Raw genomic sequence first — 16,431 nt, 5'->3', positions numbered from 1 at the left:
CTAGGCAGGCCTGCGCAGCCTTGGCTGACCGTTTTGGGCAAGCCCTATGATCAGCCACTCTGTGTGTTCCCAGGCGTCACCCTGAGCATAGCCTTTGATGCATCCGTCAACGTGAGCGGCCAGGGACAGCAGTTCTTCGCAGCTTGCTATGGTGTGTCGACGCATGGCGGCCTGAATGACGGACTGTCGGCTTTTCCAGACCCGGGCTTCGTTCAGCGCCTGCATGGGTTGCCGGCCGGCAGCGACCGCTTGTAACAAAGCTCGGAGCAGGCGCAGTTCCCGCACCAGTCCCCAGAGCAAGGCCGGAGGCTGGGTTCCCTCAGAGCGCAGCCCGTGAAGCATGCGAAGGCTGTCTTCGGAGCGGCCAGCCAGCGCAACATCAATCAAGGTAAATACATCGAAACGCGCGCTGTTGGCCACCGCGTGGGCGACCTGTTTTGCCGTTACCGTGGAGTCGCCTGCGAGCAGACGCAGTTTTTCCAGTTCCTGCACAGCGGCAAGAAGGTTTCCTTCGACCCGCTCAGCAAGCAGGCTCAGGCCATCTCGATCAATGGACAAATTTATGCTTCGCGCTCGGCCCTCAAGCCAGCGGGGGAGTTCATCCGCATTCACAGGCCACAACTGAATCGTGGCACCAGCTTGATCGAGCGCTTTGTACCATTTGCTGTTAGTGCTGGCTTTGTCGATCTTGCCGGCAACGATCAGCAGAATGTCGCTCTCAGGCGCGTGCGCAAGGTATTCCAATATGGCTTTGCTACCTTCGGCGCCGGGTTTGCCGTTAGGTATACGCAGTTCCATCAGTCGCTGCTCGGCGAACAGTGACATGCTGGCCGAATCCTGAGTCAGGTCTTGCCAGTTAAAGCCACGATCACTGCTGTCTACCACATGCCTTTCATGGCAGCCGGCGCGCCTTGCAGCCGCACGAACCTGATCTGCGCACTCCTGAACAAGCAGCGTCTCATCACCACTGACGAGGTAGACACGGTGTAGCGTTCTATCGAGGTCCTGGGCGAGCTTTTCAGGATAAACACGCATGGGTATTCGCTACTCGACGTTGGCCGCAAAGAAGCTGATACGGCGCAGGATCTGGCCGGCCAGTTCGCGGCGTAATTCCTCACGCAAGACGCGCACTTCTTCGGCCTTACCCACTACGTTCTGCGGGTCGTTCTCCATTTGCTTGTTCACGCTCGCCGTAGAGCGTTCCATGACCAGAGTTTTTGTGCTGTCGAACACCATAAAGTCCGCGCTCATTTGCAGGTCAAACTCCGCGGCCCGGGCCTGGGCATTCACCGACAGGTTGCGCTGGATGAAGGTTTCGGGCCCCAGTCGGAGGATGTGTTGTGCCTCTGCGCGGTCGACCCAGATGATACCGCTGGCACTGAAGGTGGACTCGACGATCCGGCTGAGCTCTCCGTTAGGATCGTTAGATGCCAGGTACATACTGCGCCACTCTGCGGGTAGCGCTGAGCCGCCGCCGGTTCCTCGTAACTGAAAACCACAGGCCCCAAGACCCAGACACAGCAACACGATGGCCAGAGGGCGTGTAAGTCTTTTGTCGCTGCGATTTATGAGCATGGTATTCAGTCTAACCGACCACGATGTTGACTAGTTTGCCGGGCACTACAATGACCTTACGGACGGTTTTGCCTTCCATAAAGCGCTGGGCATTTTCTTGTGCAAGAGCCGCCGCTTCCAGGGCCTCTTTGTCGGCATCTGCGGAGACTTCCATGCGCGCCCGCACCTTGCCATTGACCTGCACCACAATCTCTAAAGAGTCGCGCACCAGTGCAGTTTCGTCCACGGATGGCCAGGTCGCGTAGGAAACGTCTCCGTCACCGCCCAGAAGCCCCCAAAGATGGTGGCAAATGTGTGGAACGATGGGAACCAGCATACGTACTACAGAATCCAGGCCTTCTTGCATGACTGCGCGGGACTGAGGGCTGTCGCCGGGCAGGCGACCCAGTTCATTACACAGCTCCATAATTGCAGCGATAGCCGTGTTAAAGGTTTGGCGTCTTCCCATGTCATCACTGACTTTGGCGATAGTCTCGTGAATCTTGCGCCGGGTATCACGTTCAACATCACCCAGAGCGTCCCTGTCCAAGTCCGGAGCGGGCCCCTGATCTGTGTGTTCGTGCGCGAGGCGCCAAAGACGCTTTACAAAGCGGTGAGCGCCTTCCACACCATCTTCGGACCATTCCAGAGACTGATCCGGCGGCGCGGCGAACAAACTAAACAGGCGCACGGTATCGGCGCCATGACTGTCAATGAGAGACTGCGGGTCCACCGTATTGCCCTTGGACTTTGACATCTTGGCGCCGTCTTTAAGCACCATGCCCTGGGTGAGGAGGCGAGTGAAAGGCTCGTCAGAGCTCAAAAGCCCCTCGTCACGCATGAGCTTGTGAAAGAACCGCGCATAGAGCAGGTGCAAAATGGCATGTTCGATACCACCGACGTATTGATCTACCGGTAGCCAGTAGTCGGCTTGTTCTTTGTCCAGCATGCCGTCGGCAAACTCTGGGCAGGTGAAACGCGCGTAGTACCAGGATGATTGTACGAAGGTGTCAAAGGTATCCGTTTCGCGTTCGCATTCCTGACCATCAAGGTTGAATTTCCGCCATTCGGGGTCTGCTTTGATAGGTGAGGCTACGCCATCCATGACCACGTCTTCCGGGAGCAGAGACGGCAGGCGATCCGCTGGAATGGGAATCTCACCACCGTCAGGGAGATTCAGCATCGGGATGGGCGTGCCCCAGTAGCGCTGACGTGAAACACCCCAATCGCGCAGGCGATACTGTGTGGTGATTTTGCCTGCCCCGAGTTCCTCTAGTCGTGAGGCTATGCGCTCGAAAGCATCGTCGAATCCCATGCCATCAAAATCGCCGGACGCAGTGAGAGCGCCTTTTTCGGTATAGGCGCTTTTTGCGACATTGGCCGCCTGGCCCTGCTCATCGCAGATGACAGTCTTGATAGGGAGGTCGTATTTGCAGGCAAATTCAAAATCTCGTTCATCGTGGGCTGGCACGGCCATGACCGCCCCGGAGCCATAATCCATGAGCACGTAGTTTGCGACCCACACAGGTACCTGCTCCCCGGTGAGGGGATGGATGCAACGGAGTCCCGTATCCATGCCGCGCTTTTCGGCCTGAGCCATATCGGCTTCTGCTACCGAAGACTGCTTACAATCATCAATAAACGTGGCCAGCTCGGGTTTGTTGGCGGCCAGAGCAAGACTGATGGGATGCTCTGCCGCAAGACTCACGTAGGTCACGCCATACAGCGTATCCGGTCGAGTTGTATAAACCTCGATACGTTCCTGCCCAGCGATGGGCTGCTCCAGGCCAAAAGCCAGCTCTACACCGCGACTTTTGCCAATCCAGTTGCGCTGCATCGTGCGCACGGCATCTGGCCATCCCTCGAGTTTATCCAGATCGCTTAAGAGCTCTTCGGCATAGGCCGTGATGCGGATAAACCATTGCGGGATTTCCCGCCGCTCAATAAGTGCGCCAGAGCGCCAGCCACGACCATCGATAACCTGCTCATTGGCGAGCACCGTCTGATCCACAGGGTCCCAGTTCACCGTGGCCATCTTTTTGTACACCAGGCCTTTTTCGTACAACCGGGTAAAAAACCATTGCTCCCAACGGTAGTACTCAGGAGTGCAGGTTGCCAGCTCTCGCTCCCAGTCAAAGCTGAATCCCAGTGCTTTGAGCTGCTCACGCATGTGCCCGATGTTGCTGTAGGTCCACTTTGCCGGAGCCGTTTTATTGGCGATGGCAGCGTTTTCTGCCGGCAGACCAAAGGCATCCCAACCCATGGGGTGAAGCACGTTCTTGCCCAGCATTCGCTGGTAGCGCGCTATGGCATCCGATATGGAGTAGTTGCGGACGTGCCCCATGTGCAGCTTGCCGCTGGGATAGGGGAACATCGACAGGCAGTAAAACTTCTCGCCTTCGAGAGTGTCTCGAGCGGCAAAGCTGCGATTCTCGTTCCAGAACGTTTGGGCGTCACGTTCAAGATTTTGGGGATCGTAATAATGTTCCATGGGTTTTTTCAGGCACTAGGTCAGGGCAGTTGGGTGGCGCTACTGGTCGCCTTTTTCCCGCTGCGAAAAAAGCGAGCATATTAGCAGCAAACCTGTTTTTCGGCGAAGCCTCAGTCTCTGCTACCGGCGTCTCGCCAGAGTGTCCGATGCAACAGACCCATGCTGCCAAGCAGTAATCCCAGGGCTACCAGCAGCGGAAGAGAGCCAAAACTGGTAAACGGCGTGCTACCGAGCATTACCTGGGCATTGCCCACCAGAGTGCTTTCAACAAACTGCTCCGTGCGAGAGATGATTTGACCGCGATGATCGATGATCGCGGACACACCGTTATTGGTCCCCCTGAGCAAATAACGCCCATTCTCCAGTGCCCGCATGCGTGCCATTTGAAGGTGCTGCAAAGGGCCAATAGAGGCACCAAACCAGCTGTCGTTGCTGATTGTTACTAAAATTTCCGCCCGCTGTGCGCTTTGCGCCACTAATTCGGGGTACACGATTTCGTAGCAGATTAAAGGAGCGACACGATGATTGCCGGCCTGCAGCGGGCCTTGCTGACTGGAGCCCTTGCTGAAGTTTGACATGGGTAAGTCGAAAAAATCGATGAGGCCGCGCAGTTGGGCTTCCAGCGGAACGTACTCGCCAAAAGGCACCAGTCGCTGTTTGTCGTACTGACCTTTGCCTTGACCCAGGGCAATGATGCTATTGAAGTACTGGCCCTGATCGTTTCGTGTGGGAATTCCAGTGATAAGCGTGGTGTCGCTGAGGCTCGCGCGCCGGGCAATAGGATCCAGAAAATCGCCTGCACGATCCGCGGTACGCGGAATCGCTGACTCCGGCCACAGCACCAGATCATGGGCGAGCATTGGGCGCACTGCACGTTCGTAGCGACGAAGAATATTTTGGTAGCTACGTCGATCCCACTTTTGCTCCAGAGGAATATTAGGCTGGTAGATAGCGACACTGATGCTTTGTTCACTGGCCGGTGCTACCCATTCGATGGGCTTTAGCATCAGACCACCACCCCAAAGCGTGGCGAGCAAGCCGCCATAGCTAAGCACTGTTGCTGGCTGAGGACTTCTCCAGGTCAGGAACACGCAGCTTGCGGTGAAGGCAACGGCAAAGGACAGGCCGTAAACACCGCTGATAGGCGCCCAGCCTGCAAGCCAGGTATCGACGTGGGCATAGCCCAGATATAACCAGGGGAAGCCGGTAAGCAGCCAGCTGCGAACCCATTCACCAAACACCCAAAACGCCGCAAATCCCAGCAGCATGCCCCCCGGGAGTGGGCGAACTATGCGCGTATATAGCCATGCCTGCAGTGCGTGGAGCAGCGCCAGTCCTGCGCAAAAAAGCAGCGTCAAGAATGCGGCTAGAGGAATCCCGGCATTGCCGTAGACATGGATACTCACGTAAACCCAGGAAGCACCGGAGCCAAACATACCCAGGCCGAAGAGCCAGCCACGCCACAGTGCCTGACCCGGTGTACAGCTTGCCAGGAGGTAGGCATACACCGCACAGCCTAAAATCGCTGCGGGCCATAGCTTAAAAGGTGCCAGAGAAAGTGTAATCAGAGCGCCGGCAAGCGGCGCCAATATCAGAACCTGCAACCGGGGCAGGGGGCTCGCAGAGACGCCGGGCGCGTCGCTCATTCTGCGCCGGGGGGTCGCAGACGCAGACTATGAATCTTTCGTTGGTCGGCGTTGATAACCTTGAACTCGAAGCCTTCGATATGGGTGATTTCGTTACGCGTGGGCATGTGTCCAAAGGCGTGCATCACCAAGCCCCCGATGGTGTCGAATTCGTCGTCGCTGAACGCTACGTCGAAGTAGTCATTGAAATCTTCGATAGGCGTGAGCGCCCGAACAAAAAAGTCGTCATCGGCAATGCGGCGAATGAACTGATCTTCGTCTTCATCCGTTTCGTCTTCGATTTCTCCAACGATCTCTTCCAGTACATCTTCGATGGTGACAAGACCGGCGACTCCGCCATATTCGTCAATAACAATGGCCATATGATTGCGGTTTTCGCGGAACTCACGCAGCAACACATTCAGTCGTTTGCTCTCGGGGACCACGACGCTTTGCCTAAGAAGCTGACGAATATCAAAGCTCTCGCGATCATCTGAGAGAATCTGGGGCAAAAGGTCCTTGACCAGTAAGATGCCGAGGATGTCATCAGGACTCTCGCCGATCACAGGGTAGCGGGAGTGCTTGCTTGCAGAAATATGCTGCAGCACTTCCTCCAGCGTGCTCTCGGATTTGATCACAACCATCTGTGGCCGCGGCACCATGATGTCGCGTGCCTGCATGCCACTGACCTGCATGGCCCCATCAATGATGGAGAGCGAGTCTTCCTCGATGATGTCGTTTTCCATGGCCAGTTGAAGGATTTGCTGCAAATCTTCACGGCTTCGAGGTTCAGAAGAAAATGCCTGCGCTATTCGGCCCAGCAGCGATTTCTCTTCGTTGCGGTCATCGCTCATCAGGGCGTTCCTTCTGCCAGATGCGCCGTGTCGGCGTGGTAGGGGCAGGGCCAGCCAAGGGTGGCTAGCGCCTGAGTTTCCAGGAGTTCCATTTGTGTCGCCTCAGCGTCAGATTCGTGGTCGAAACCCAATAGATGTAGCACGCCGTGAATGAGCATGTGGTCCCAATGCGCGGCAAGGGGTTTTCCCTGAGCTGCGGCTTCTTCTTTTACGACAGGGGCGCAAATAACAATATCGCCCAATAGATCAAGAGTGACATCTGCCGGCAGTTCAGCGGGAAATGACAGCACATTGGTGGGGCGATCCTTGTCACGATACTGCGCGTTAAGTTGCTGCATTTCGCTGACATCAACGATGCGAAGGGCAGCCTCCCAATGTTTGTCGGGATTAGCCTTGCTCTGTTTTAGAGCGCATTCGGCGGCGCGAAGCAGGGTCTGATCATCTGGAGATTTCTCGACAGTGTCGCGAAATACGTCGAGGGTGAGCATCAGGGTTTACTCTTCTCCAGGCTCGTGGTGACTGCATCATGGCTTTCATAGGCGGCCACGATTCGTTGTACCAGCGGGTGGCGTACAACATCTCTGTTGGCAAACCAGGTGAATCCAATGCCTTCGACTTCTTCAAGAATCTTCGCCGCATGGGTCAGGCCCGATTGCGTTCCCCGAGGTAGATCAATCTGTGTGGCATCACCGGTAATCACGGCGGTAGAGCCAAAGCCAATACGCGTCAGGAACATTTTCATTTGTTCCCTGGTGGTGTTTTGCGCCTCATCCAGAATAATAAAGGAGTGGTTGAGTGTTCGACCGCGCATAAAGGCCAGTGGTGCCACCTCGATAATGCTTCGCTCGATATATTTGCTCACGGTCTCAAAGCCCAGCATTTCGTAAAGCGCGTCATAAAGCGGGCGTAAGTACGGATCCACTTTCTGACTGAGGTCTCCTGGTAGGTAGCCGAGTTTTTCTCCGGCTTCCACTGCGGGTCTTACCAGAAGTATGCGGCGCACTTCTTCGTTTAAAAGCGCTTCTACCGCACAGGCTACCGCGAGATAGGTTTTACCGGTGCCTGCCGGCCCTACACCAAAGTTGATATCGCACTTTTGGATAGTTCGAACGTAAGCTTGTTGATTTCGGCCCCGGGGTTTAATGGATCCTTTTCGGGTGCGAATGACCTGCAATGCCTCGACACTGCCATCGGCATTGAATATTTCTGTATCCGCGTGCTGGAGCTGCAGATGGAGAGACTCCGGCGTGACTGCAATGCCTTGGCAAACTTCGGCGTAAAGGTGCTCCAGCAAAGCGCTGGCCGTGGAAACCGCAGCGGGGTCACCGTCGAGCGTAAACTGATTGCCGCGAGATTTAATTTTAACCTCGAGCCGTTCTTCGATTTGACGCAGGTGCGCGTCAAACTGCCCGCACAGGGCCGCAAGATGTCGTGCATCGTCAGGTTCGAGGGTCAGACTAAAGGGCTGCCCGCTCGGACTGGGAGGTTCTGAGGTCAAATTGTTGTTTGTGGCGTTAGCCATGCCCTTGGAACTGCAAGAATAGTCACGAATTCGCCACAGTCAACCCGCAGTTCCCGGTATTAACTCTCCGCGAAGGGAGTTGGGGAGCGCCTCGCCAATGGTGACGTCGACAAACTGACCGATAAGTCCGTGGTCTGCGGCGCTAAAATTCACCACGCGATTGTTCTCTGTGCGACCCTGCAACTGACCGGGATCCTTCCGTGATGGGCCCGTAATCAGTATGCGTTGCCGCGTGCCCACCATGTTTCGGCTAATGGCCTGAGCCTGCTGATTGATGCGCGCCTGGAGGATGTGCAGTCGCGACTTTTTGGTGTCTTCGTCCGTATCGTCCGCAAGATCGGCCGCTGGAGTGCCGGGTCGAGCGCTGTAGATGAAGCTAAAGGACATGTCGAAACCAATATCATCGATAAGCTTCATGGTTGCAGCGAAGTCCGCTTCGGTCTCTCCGGGAAAGCCAATGATAAAGTCCGAGGACATACTGATATTCGGGCGAATAGTGCGTAGCTTGCGAATCTTCGACTTGTACTCGAGCACGGTATGGCCGCGCTTCATGGCAGCCAGCACCCGATCCGAACCCGCCTGAACTGGGAGATGAAGGTGGTCCACGAGCTCTGGAATCTCCGCATAGGCCTGTATCAATGCCTCAGAAAACTCCACTGGATGAGAGGTGGTGTAGCGAATTCGATCAATGCCGGGGATAGCGGCAACAAAGTGCAGGAGTTCGGCAAAATCGACAATGTCACCTTCGTGACTGTCGCCGCGATAGGCGTTCACGTTTTGTCCCAGAAGATTGACTTCGCGAACTCCTCGCGCTGCAAGACTTGCGACCTCGGCGATAACGTCGTCTAGAGGGCGTGAGACTTCTTCACCGCGGGTATAAGGCACTACACAGAAGCTGCAGTATTTGCTGCAGCCTTCCATGATTGATACAAACGCTGTCGGACCTTCTACGCTGGGTTCAGGTAAGCGATCGAACTTTTCGATCTCCGGAAAACTAATATCAACAACAAGATTGCCGCTGGCCCGGCGTTCTTCCAGCATCTCCGGAAGCCGGTGAAGGGTCTGAGGACCAAACACCAGGTCAACGAAGGGTGCTCGTTTGCCAATCTCCGCGCCTTCCTGGCTAGCCACACATCCGCCCACACCAATGATGAGATCTGGGTTTTTCTGCTTCAGAGGCCGCCAGCGGCCCAACTGGTGAAAGACTTTTTCCTGGGCCTTCTCGCGAATGGAGCAGGTATTGAGCAGGATAACGTCAGCTTCTTCTTCACGATTTGTAGGCTCCAGGCCGTGACTGTCCACGAGGAGGTCCTGCATTCGCGCAGAATCGTACTCGTTCATCTGACAGCCATGGGTTTTGACGAAGACTTTTTTGCTCACCGCTCCTGACCTTGCTTGCTCTCGGGTGTCGTGTTTCTGCACCTCGAGGGCCTCTGTAAAAGGGCCGCGGAGTATAGCGCCGGTTGTCGCTGCTGCCCAGCAAATTTGCTGGCATTGTGCCCTGATGATCGGTATGCTCTCGCGCCCGCTAAAACGCGGCAGCCCAGTGGCTTACTTCAGCCAGACAAGGGGTACTCGGGTAGCCACAGTGAGTAACCGGAATCGTTATGCCAAGCAGTCCTGTTTACAAGGTCATCTTTCAAAACGGCAATCAGGTCGTAGAAATTTTTGCGCGCCAGATCTACCAAAGTGATATGTGGGGCTTCATTGAAGTCGAGGAACTCCTGTTTGGGGAGCGTTCGCAGATTCTGGTAGATCCCGCCGAAGAAAAACTCAAAAACGAGTTTGGTGGCGTCCAGCGCAGCTATATCCCTTTGCATTCAGTCATCCGTATTGATGAAGTGGCCAAAGAGGGTGTTGCCAAGATTTCCGACGTTAAACCCGGTGATAACACCAACGTTACTTCATTCCCCATGCCCTCAGTGCCCGCGAAGCCGCGCAGTAGTGACGACTAGCGTCCCTAACGACTGCGGCGCGTAGGCCGCATAGGACCTGGTGTTGCAAGAACTCAGCGCAGCGAGTTGAAATCTCTTCACTGACCCCCATCTCTTCTGAGTGAGCAGAGGGTTTGTTATGCAAAACGATGAAAAAGAAGATAAGGCTCAGTTAGAGCAGGATGTTAGCGCTGAGATAGTGGACGACGGCGAGGTGTCAAAGGCTTCGACCCCGGCGGTGGCCGACGATGTACTTCCTGATTCTCTTTACCTTATTCCCGTACCGCAGCGCCCGTTCTTTCCGGGCCAGGTGCAGCCGGTGGCTATGGATCCGCAGGAGTGGGGCGGAACGATCAAGGCGGTCAATGAAACTGCCAATGGCGTCGTTGGACTAGCCTATGTCGATGCGAGCCAGCTTGGCGGTGTTGAGCCTCAACCTCGTAATTTTCCGGAGATGGGCTGCGTTGTTCGGCTACATCGCCCGCCGATGATGGCTGAAAGCCCTGGGCAATTTCTCGCCCAAGGCATTCGACGCTTTCGCATCGTGCGCTGGCTGAGTGACAAACCACCCTATCGAGTGCAGGTTGAATATCCCCGGAGTCAGGGTGACCGTGACAGCGATGACGTGAAAGCCTATGCCATGGCCGTATTGCATGCCGTGAAGGAGCTTCTACCCCTCAACCCTCTATACAGCGAGGAGTTGCGCCACTACATCGCTAATTTCAACCCAAACCAGCCCAGTTTACTGGCGGATTTCTCGGCCGCGCTTACAACGGCTAATGGCGACCAGCTACAGGAAATTCTTGACACTCTGCCTTTGCAATCACGTATGCAGAAGGTTCTCGCCCTGTTAAGTAAGGAGCGTGACGTTGCGCAGCTGCGTGGGAAGATCTCTGAGCAGGTGAACGAGAAGGTCTCTACGCAACAGCGCGAGTTTTTTCTGCGCGAACAGATGAAAGTTATTCAGAAAGAGCTTGGGCTCTCCAAGGATGACCGCACCTCCGACGCTGAGCGCTTCGAGGCGCGACTAGAGTCTCTGGTACTGCCGGACGCCGTTCGCGAGCGTATCGATGATGAGCTTCAAAAACTCTCTGTGTTGGAGCCGGGCTCACCCGAATATGGCGTTACTCGCAATTATCTGGACTGGGCAACGCAAGTCCCCTGGGGTGTTACCTCCGAGGATAATCTTGATCTTCCGCACGCAGCTGCTGTGCTGGATGAGGATCACGATGGCTTGGACGATGTAAAAGATCGCATTCTTGAGTTTCTGGCGGTAGGTTCCTTTAAGGGCGAGATTGCAGGATCTATTTTGTTGCTCGTAGGTCCGCCAGGAGTCGGCAAAACAAGTATTGGTCGCTCTGTCGCCAATGCTCTGGGCCGTGAGTTTTATCGCTTTAGTTTGGGGGGGATGCGCGATGAGGCCGAGATCAAAGGCCATCGACGTACCTACATTGGGGCTATGCCGGGTAAGTTTGTGCAGGCGCTCAAAGAAGTAAAAGTGGCAAACCCGGTCATCATGCTGGATGAGATCGACAAGATTGGTGCGTCTTTTCGGGGCGATCCGGCCTCGGCGCTACTGGAAGTTCTGGATCCGGAACAAAACAGCGAGTTTCTTGATCATTACCTCGATTTGAGAATAGACCTTTCCAAGGTGTTATTTATCTGCACGGCGAACCAGCTCGACACAATCCCCGGGCCGCTCCTTGACCGTATGGAAACCCTGCGCCTGTCAGGCTACGTAGCCGAAGAGAAACTCGTTATCGCCCGGAATCACCTCTGGCCCAAGCAGTTACAGCGCCATGGGCTGGCTGAGGATCAGCTCAAGATCAACGACCCCGCGCTAAAGTACGTGATTGAGTCCTATTGCCGTGAAGCGGGTGTGCGGAATCTAGAGAAGCAGCTGTCGCGGATTATGCGCAAGTCCATCGTGAGTTTTGTAAAGGGTCGCGACACAAAGAGACGCAAGACCAAGTCCGACACGAGCTACGAGAAGCGCCGCATTGGTAAGCGGGATATCGAAGATTTGTTGGGTCAGCCACTGTTTCAAGCTGAGAAGCCGCAGCGGGGGATTGGTGTCGCTACAGGCCTGGCCTGGACAGCCATGGGCGGCGCCACCTTACCGATTGAGTCTTCGCGTATTCATACACTGAATCGTGGTTTCAAGCTCACCGGACGTCTCGGTGATGTGATGCGGGAGTCAGCGGATATCGCCTACAGCTTTGTGGTCTCACACCTCAAGGACTATCGCTGCGACCCGGACTTTTTTGATACCAGCATGGTGCATCTGCACGTACCCGAGGGGGCCACCCCAAAAGATGGTCCGAGCGCCGGAATCACCATCGCCACTGCTCTGGTCTCGCTGGCGCGAAAGGAGCGAATTCGTCGACCCCTGGCGATGACCGGAGAGTTGACGCTCACGGGTCAGGTTCTGCCCGTAGGTGGCATACGCGAGAAGGTGATTGCGGCGCGGCGCGCCAAGATCATGGAGCTGATTTTGCCCCATGCGAACCGTCGTGACTTCGAGGAGTTGCCAGATTACTTGCGAGAGGGCATTAACGTGCATTTTGCCCGGCATTTTCGTGATGTCTTTGAGACGGTCTTTGAGGATCATCGACGGGGTAAGTCACTACACTGATTAAGCCTAAGCTCAGCTCAGCTCAGCTCAACGCTGGTGCTGATTGCAGGCCAACACAGGCACCGCCTTCAATCGCCGAAAAGACTTGGGGGATAGGCTCTTTGAAGGCGATGCCTGCATCGGCCTGCAATCGTCAATGCCTCGGTAAGCTGGCACCGGCGCTAGGCTCGCGCCACCTCGGGATAAGCGAACCGATCCCCCAAATCTCTTTCGGTGAGTGTTCCTGTGGTGGGGCGAGCCGATTCGAATTGCCCAGAACTTTCGGTGAGTGTTCCTGTGGCGGGGCGAGCCTTGAAACGACCACCTGAGTTAAGGTGCCTCAGCAATCACCACAGCCCGCCGAGGCGCCGGGTAACCTTCCAGCGTGAGTGAGGGATCATTCGGATCCAGAAAATGCTCAAGAGACTGAAAACTCATCCAGTCTGTGGGGCGTTGCTCTTCGGTGGTGGTAACAGATTCATCGACTACCCTGGGATTTTTCCAGCCCAGTTTGCCTAGCCACAGGATCAGCATGGCAGAGCTTGGGATAAACCAGACGTTACCCATGCGGGCATAGCGCCCCTCGGGCACCAGGCATTGCCGCTCGTCACCTTCTATTACGAGGGTTTCGAGTACTAGCTGACCGCCGCTGCGAAGGCTGTCGCGTAGGGTTTGCAAATGTTCTATGGGCGAACGGCGGTGATAAAGCACCCCCATAGAAAATGCGGTATCAAAGGCATGGAGTTTTGGCGGTAGTTTTTCGATACCTATGGGCAACACGCTTACGGCTGGATCCTGAATGTAATGCTGCAATGCCGCAAACTGAATTACAAACAGGGGGGAAGGATCTATACCGATGACCTCCGAAGCTCCTTCGCCACGTATGCGCCAGCAGTGATATCCATTGCCGCAGCCCACGTCGAGAACGCGGCGGTCTTCGAGGGATTCGATGTGTTGGGTGAGCCGGTCCCACTTCCAGTCTGAGTGCCATTCCGTATCAATGGGCAGGCTGAACAACTCATAAGGTCCTTTTCGCCAGGGGCAGAGTCCCCGTAAAGCAGCTTCCAGCTCTTCAAGCACCCTCGCATCCAGTGTTGCTGTTGCCGTTACCCCAACCGCTGCGCGGTTGAGCAAAACATCCTTCACTGGAATGTCTGGCAGGGATTCCAGGGCACTACGCCAGCGAGGGATATCACCGTGGCGCAAAACAGAAAGACCGACTTCCACCTGTGCGGCCAGCAGGTCGCCCCAGGGTGCCAGCGGGCCATCCTTCCAGCGCTCCTTGAGTGTCTCGATATCGATCATTTGAGGGCGATAATCGAAGCGAAGTTAAAACACTGGAACCAAACATCGCTTGAGCTGAATCCCGCGTCCCGCAGACGCTCGCGGTGTTGATCCAATGACTCGGGAACCAGTACGTTCTCTATGGAGTCACGCTTGCCTGCGATTTCCAGGTCGCTGTAGCCATGCGCTCGCTTGAAGTCGTGATGAAGGTCGATATTGAGTTGGTTCAGGGTCTCATCCGGAAACACAACTTTTTCTGACAAGACAAGAATGCCTCCCGGCATGAGTGCATCGGCTATGCGTTGCAGTAAGCGCTGTCGGTCTTCCCGGGGAACAAACTGTAGCGTGTAGTTCAGGACCACCATGGACGCGTCGGATATCTCGCTCTCCAGGATATCGTTTTCGCGAAGCTCCACCGGTGCGACGCCGCCGTCCATTGCGATTAATTCCTGGCAACGCTCGATCATGGCCGGGGAGTTATCGATTCCGATAATTTTGCACTCTGGCACGGTGATGTGACGACGCATGGATAGGGTGGTGGCCCCCAAGGAGCAGCCCAGATCATAGACGCAGCTACCTGATCGCGCGTAGCGTCCTGCGAGCAGTCCCGACATGGCGATGACAGTTTCGTAACCGGGAACGGAGCGTCGGATCATGTCGGGAAAGACCGCAACAACATCGTTGTCAAAGCGAAAGGGCCCCGGCGCCCGCAGCGGGTCGCTGAACAAGGTATCAAGAGTGTCTGAGGTATCGGTCACGGTGGTTTTGGTCTCCTCGCTAGAGGTCTGTCGCGAGCGCCGCGCATGTTAGCATGCGTCGCGTTTTTGAACGCTTGTTCTTCATCGTAATAAGGCAGGATCTTGATTATGCAAGGCACTCATGAGTACAGCGGGGCGGACCGCAATCAGAGCATTCTCATCGACATTAATGGTGAGCTACTGCCCCGAGAGAAGGCTGTTGTTTCGGTATTTGATTCGGGCTTTGTGCTGGGTGACGGTGTGTGGGAAGGACTGCGGGTTGAAGGTGGCACCGTGTTGTTTTTGGAGCAGCACCTTGATCGGCTCTATGAGGGTATGCATACCCTGGATTTTGAGGTCAGTGTCGATAAAGAAACGCTTACACGACGGCTATATGCGGCTCTTGCTGCAAACGACATGCACGACGGCGTACATATTCGCCTCATGGTTTCTCGCGGTGTTAAGTCAACGCCCTATCAGGACCCGCGGATGACCGTTACGCCGCCGACCATCGTAATTATTCCGGAGTACAAGACGGCACTTCCTGAGACAGTAGATAAGGGCGTGACCTTATTCACCGTGCATGTGCGTCGAGGTTACTCCGATGTTCAGGATCCGACTTTAAACACGCACTCCAAGTTGAACTGCGTGACTGCCTGCATACAGGCAGCGAAGGCGGGCTATGATGAGGCACTCATGCTCGACCCTCACGGCTTTGTCGCGACCTGTAATTCCACGCATTTTTTCATCGTGCGTCGAGGGGAGTTATGGACCAGCACCGGAGACTACTGCCTCGATGGTATTACGCGGCGCAAGGTTCTGAATATCGCCAAGGATGAGGGAATGACAGTTAGGGAGCGTAATTTCACCCTTACCGACGTCTATAACGCCGAAGAGGCATTTGTGACCGGCACCTTCGCCGGATTGGTTCCCGTGCGAGAGGTCGATGGGCGAAAAATTGGCGACGCGACTCGTGGGCCAGTAGTGACGCAACTTCAGTCGGCGTATCGCCGCTATGTAAGTCAGTACATTGATGGTCCGGGGCGTTTGCATGTCCGTGGCGAGGACTAAATCATGACTGTTCGGCGCGTGGCGATGTGGTCCGGACCCCGCAACATCAGTACGGCGATGATGCGTTCCTTCGAAAATCGCAGCGATTGTGCCGTGATCGACGAGCCATTCTATGCAGCGTATCTCGCAGCTACCGGTCATGATCATCCGGGGCGTTCACAAGTCCTCTCCAGCCAGTCTCAAGATTGGCGGACGGTGGCTGATGCGCTGTGTACCGAGGAGCCGGCCCCTGTGTATTACCAAAAACACATGACCCAGCACATTCTTCCAGACATGGATCTGGCTTTTACCGAGCAATTTACAAATTGTTTTTTAGTGCGCGAGCCTAGGCGGATCATCGCGTCCTATGCCAGAGTGCGAGAGGACTTTAGCCTTGATGAATTGGGCTTTGCTCAGCAGGCTGCGCTGTTCGAGCGAGAGTGCGATCGCCTTGGTGCAGTGCCGCCGGTTCTGGACGCCGCTTTGACCTTGAGTAATCCCCGGGACGTGCTCAGGCAATTATGCTCGCGCTTATCCATCGCGTTTGACGAGGGAATGTTGAGTTGGCCAGCGGGGCCGAGAGAGAGTGACGGTGTATGGGGACCCCATTGGTACGCCTCAGTATGGGCATCTACCGGGTTTGCCGCTCCAGTTCAGGGTCAAAAGGAGGAGGCTGTGGTGCTTAGTGCTGCGCAGGAGGCACTGTGCACGGAAGCGCAGCGAAGCTACGAGATAATGCTGACCCACGCTCTGCGTGGGTAGTGGG

At 55.6% G+C, this 16,431-nt stretch carries 14 protein-coding genes; 4 read left to right on the top strand and 10 right to left on the bottom strand.

Features of this window, described 5'->3' with window-relative positions; genetic code table 11:
• The 8 genes from holA to miaB form a co-directional block, all read right to left on the bottom strand.
• Nucleotides 1-1,035 carry a DNA polymerase III subunit delta gene (gene holA, locus R0135_RS08450; RefSeq protein ID WP_407349817.1) on the bottom strand — a complete coding sequence of 345 codons (1,035 nt, stop codon included), beginning with the start codon at nucleotides 1,033-1,035 and terminating at the stop codon, nucleotides 1-3.
• A 9-nt stretch (nucleotides 1,036-1,044) separates the two neighbouring features.
• On the bottom strand, nucleotides 1,045-1,575 hold the full coding sequence (lptE, locus tag R0135_RS08445; protein WP_407349816.1) for an LPS assembly lipoprotein LptE: 531 nt from the start codon (nucleotides 1,573-1,575) through the stop codon (nucleotides 1,045-1,047).
• A gap of 10 nt (nucleotides 1,576-1,585) precedes the next feature.
• A complete protein-coding gene (gene leuS, locus R0135_RS08440; protein ID WP_407349815.1) occupies nucleotides 1,586-4,045 on the bottom strand; it encodes a leucine--tRNA ligase in 2,460 nt (819 codons plus the stop codon).
• A 110-nt stretch (nucleotides 4,046-4,155) separates the two neighbouring features.
• Nucleotides 4,156-5,691, bottom strand: coding sequence for an apolipoprotein N-acyltransferase (lnt, locus tag R0135_RS08435; RefSeq protein ID WP_407349814.1), 1,536 nt, complete (start codon nucleotides 5,689-5,691; stop codon nucleotides 4,156-4,158).
• A complete protein-coding gene (locus R0135_RS08430; protein ID WP_407349813.1) occupies nucleotides 5,688-6,524 on the bottom strand; it encodes an HlyC/CorC family transporter in 837 nt (278 codons plus the stop codon). The genes lnt and R0135_RS08430 overlap by 4 nt, the downstream gene beginning before the upstream one ends.
• Nucleotides 6,524-7,012 carry an rRNA maturation RNase YbeY gene (ybeY, locus tag R0135_RS08425; protein ID WP_407349812.1) on the bottom strand — a complete coding sequence of 163 codons (489 nt, stop codon included), beginning with the start codon at nucleotides 7,010-7,012 and terminating at the stop codon, nucleotides 6,524-6,526. The genes R0135_RS08430 and ybeY overlap by 1 nt, the downstream gene beginning before the upstream one ends.
• Nucleotides 7,012-8,046: a PhoH family protein gene (locus R0135_RS08420; protein ID WP_407349811.1), complete on the bottom strand. Its 1,035-nt coding sequence runs from the start codon at nucleotides 8,044-8,046 to the stop codon at nucleotides 7,012-7,014. Before R0135_RS08420 ends, ybeY begins: the two co-directional genes overlap by 1 nt.
• A gap of 39 nt (nucleotides 8,047-8,085) precedes the next feature.
• Nucleotides 8,086-9,387, bottom strand: coding sequence for a tRNA (N6-isopentenyl adenosine(37)-C2)-methylthiotransferase MiaB (gene miaB, locus R0135_RS08415; RefSeq protein ID WP_407349890.1), 1,302 nt, complete (start codon nucleotides 9,385-9,387; stop codon nucleotides 8,086-8,088).
• A gap of 266 nt (nucleotides 9,388-9,653) precedes the next feature.
• Between miaB and R0135_RS08410 the strand changes: the two genes are divergently transcribed.
• Together R0135_RS08410 and lon are read left to right on the top strand one after the other, a co-directional pair.
• Nucleotides 9,654-10,001 (top strand): DUF1820 family protein, encoded by a 348-nt coding sequence (locus tag R0135_RS08410; RefSeq protein ID WP_407349810.1) that lies wholly within the window; start codon nucleotides 9,654-9,656, stop codon nucleotides 9,999-10,001.
• Between the two features lie 118 nt (nucleotides 10,002-10,119).
• Nucleotides 10,120-12,615, top strand: coding sequence for an endopeptidase La (gene lon / locus R0135_RS08405; protein ID WP_407349809.1), 2,496 nt, complete (start codon nucleotides 10,120-10,122; stop codon nucleotides 12,613-12,615).
• Nucleotides 12,616-12,924: 309 nt separating this feature from the next.
• On the opposite strand, the gene cmoB is transcribed toward lon, so the two are convergent.
• Entirely contained in the window at nucleotides 12,925-13,899 is a 975-nt protein-coding gene (gene cmoB / locus R0135_RS08400) for a tRNA 5-methoxyuridine(34)/uridine 5-oxyacetic acid(34) synthase CmoB (protein ID WP_407349808.1), read from the bottom strand.
• Entirely contained in the window at nucleotides 13,896-14,636 is a 741-nt protein-coding gene (gene cmoA / locus R0135_RS08395) for a carboxy-S-adenosyl-L-methionine synthase CmoA (protein WP_407349807.1), read from the bottom strand. Before cmoA ends, cmoB begins: the two co-directional genes overlap by 4 nt.
• A 108-nt stretch (nucleotides 14,637-14,744) precedes the next feature.
• Between cmoA and R0135_RS08390 the strand changes: the two genes are divergently transcribed.
• Nucleotides 14,745-15,686: an aminotransferase class IV gene (locus R0135_RS08390; protein WP_407349806.1), complete on the top strand. Its 942-nt coding sequence runs from the start codon at nucleotides 14,745-14,747 to the stop codon at nucleotides 15,684-15,686.
• A 3-nt stretch (nucleotides 15,687-15,689) separates the two neighbouring features.
• Nucleotides 15,690-16,427: an HAD family hydrolase gene (locus R0135_RS08385; RefSeq protein WP_407349805.1), complete on the top strand. Its 738-nt coding sequence runs from the start codon at nucleotides 15,690-15,692 to the stop codon at nucleotides 16,425-16,427.
• Nucleotides 16,428-16,431 lie beyond the last annotated feature (4 nt).

It is taken from the genome of Congregibacter variabilis (genome assembly GCF_045689235.1).
GTDB lineage: Bacteria > Pseudomonadota > Gammaproteobacteria > Pseudomonadales > Halieaceae > Congregibacter > Congregibacter variabilis.
The sequence above is the reverse complement of the archived record's forward strand: the minus strand, read 5'-3'. Positions and strand labels throughout refer to the sequence as shown.

Bases quoted from the DNA above. Each gene is read 5' to 3' on its own strand.
- holA (WP_407349817.1), bottom strand. From the start codon at position 1,035: ATGCGTGTTTATCCTGAAAAGCTCGCCCAGGACCTCGATAGAACGCTA.
- lptE (WP_407349816.1), bottom strand. From the start codon at position 1,575: ATGCTCATAAATCGCAGCGACAAAAGACTTACACGCCCTCTGGCCATC.
- leuS (WP_407349815.1), bottom strand. From the start codon at position 4,045: ATGGAACATTATTACGATCCCCAAAATCTTGAACGTGACGCCCAAACG.
- lnt (WP_407349814.1), bottom strand. From the start codon at position 5,691: ATGAGCGACGCGCCCGGCGTCTCTGCGAGCCCCCTGCCCCGGTTGCAG.
- R0135_RS08430 (WP_407349813.1), bottom strand. From the start codon at position 6,524: ATGAGCGATGACCGCAACGAAGAGAAATCGCTGCTGGGCCGAATAGCG.
- ybeY (WP_407349812.1), bottom strand. From the start codon at position 7,012: ATGCTCACCCTCGACGTATTTCGCGACACTGTCGAGAAATCTCCAGAT.
- R0135_RS08420 (WP_407349811.1), bottom strand. From the start codon at position 8,046: ATGGCTAACGCCACAAACAACAATTTGACCTCAGAACCTCCCAGTCCG.
- miaB (WP_407349890.1), bottom strand. From the start codon at position 9,387: ATGAACGAGTACGATTCTGCGCGAATGCAGGACCTCCTCGTGGACAGT.
- R0135_RS08410 (WP_407349810.1), top strand. From the start codon at position 9,654: ATGCCAAGCAGTCCTGTTTACAAGGTCATCTTTCAAAACGGCAATCAG.
- lon (WP_407349809.1), top strand. From the start codon at position 10,120: ATGCAAAACGATGAAAAAGAAGATAAGGCTCAGTTAGAGCAGGATGTT.
- cmoB (WP_407349808.1), bottom strand. From the start codon at position 13,899: ATGATCGATATCGAGACACTCAAGGAGCGCTGGAAGGATGGCCCGCTG.
- R0135_RS08390 (WP_407349806.1), top strand. From the start codon at position 14,745: ATGCAAGGCACTCATGAGTACAGCGGGGCGGACCGCAATCAGAGCATT.
- R0135_RS08385 (WP_407349805.1), top strand. From the start codon at position 15,690: ATGACTGTTCGGCGCGTGGCGATGTGGTCCGGACCCCGCAACATCAGT.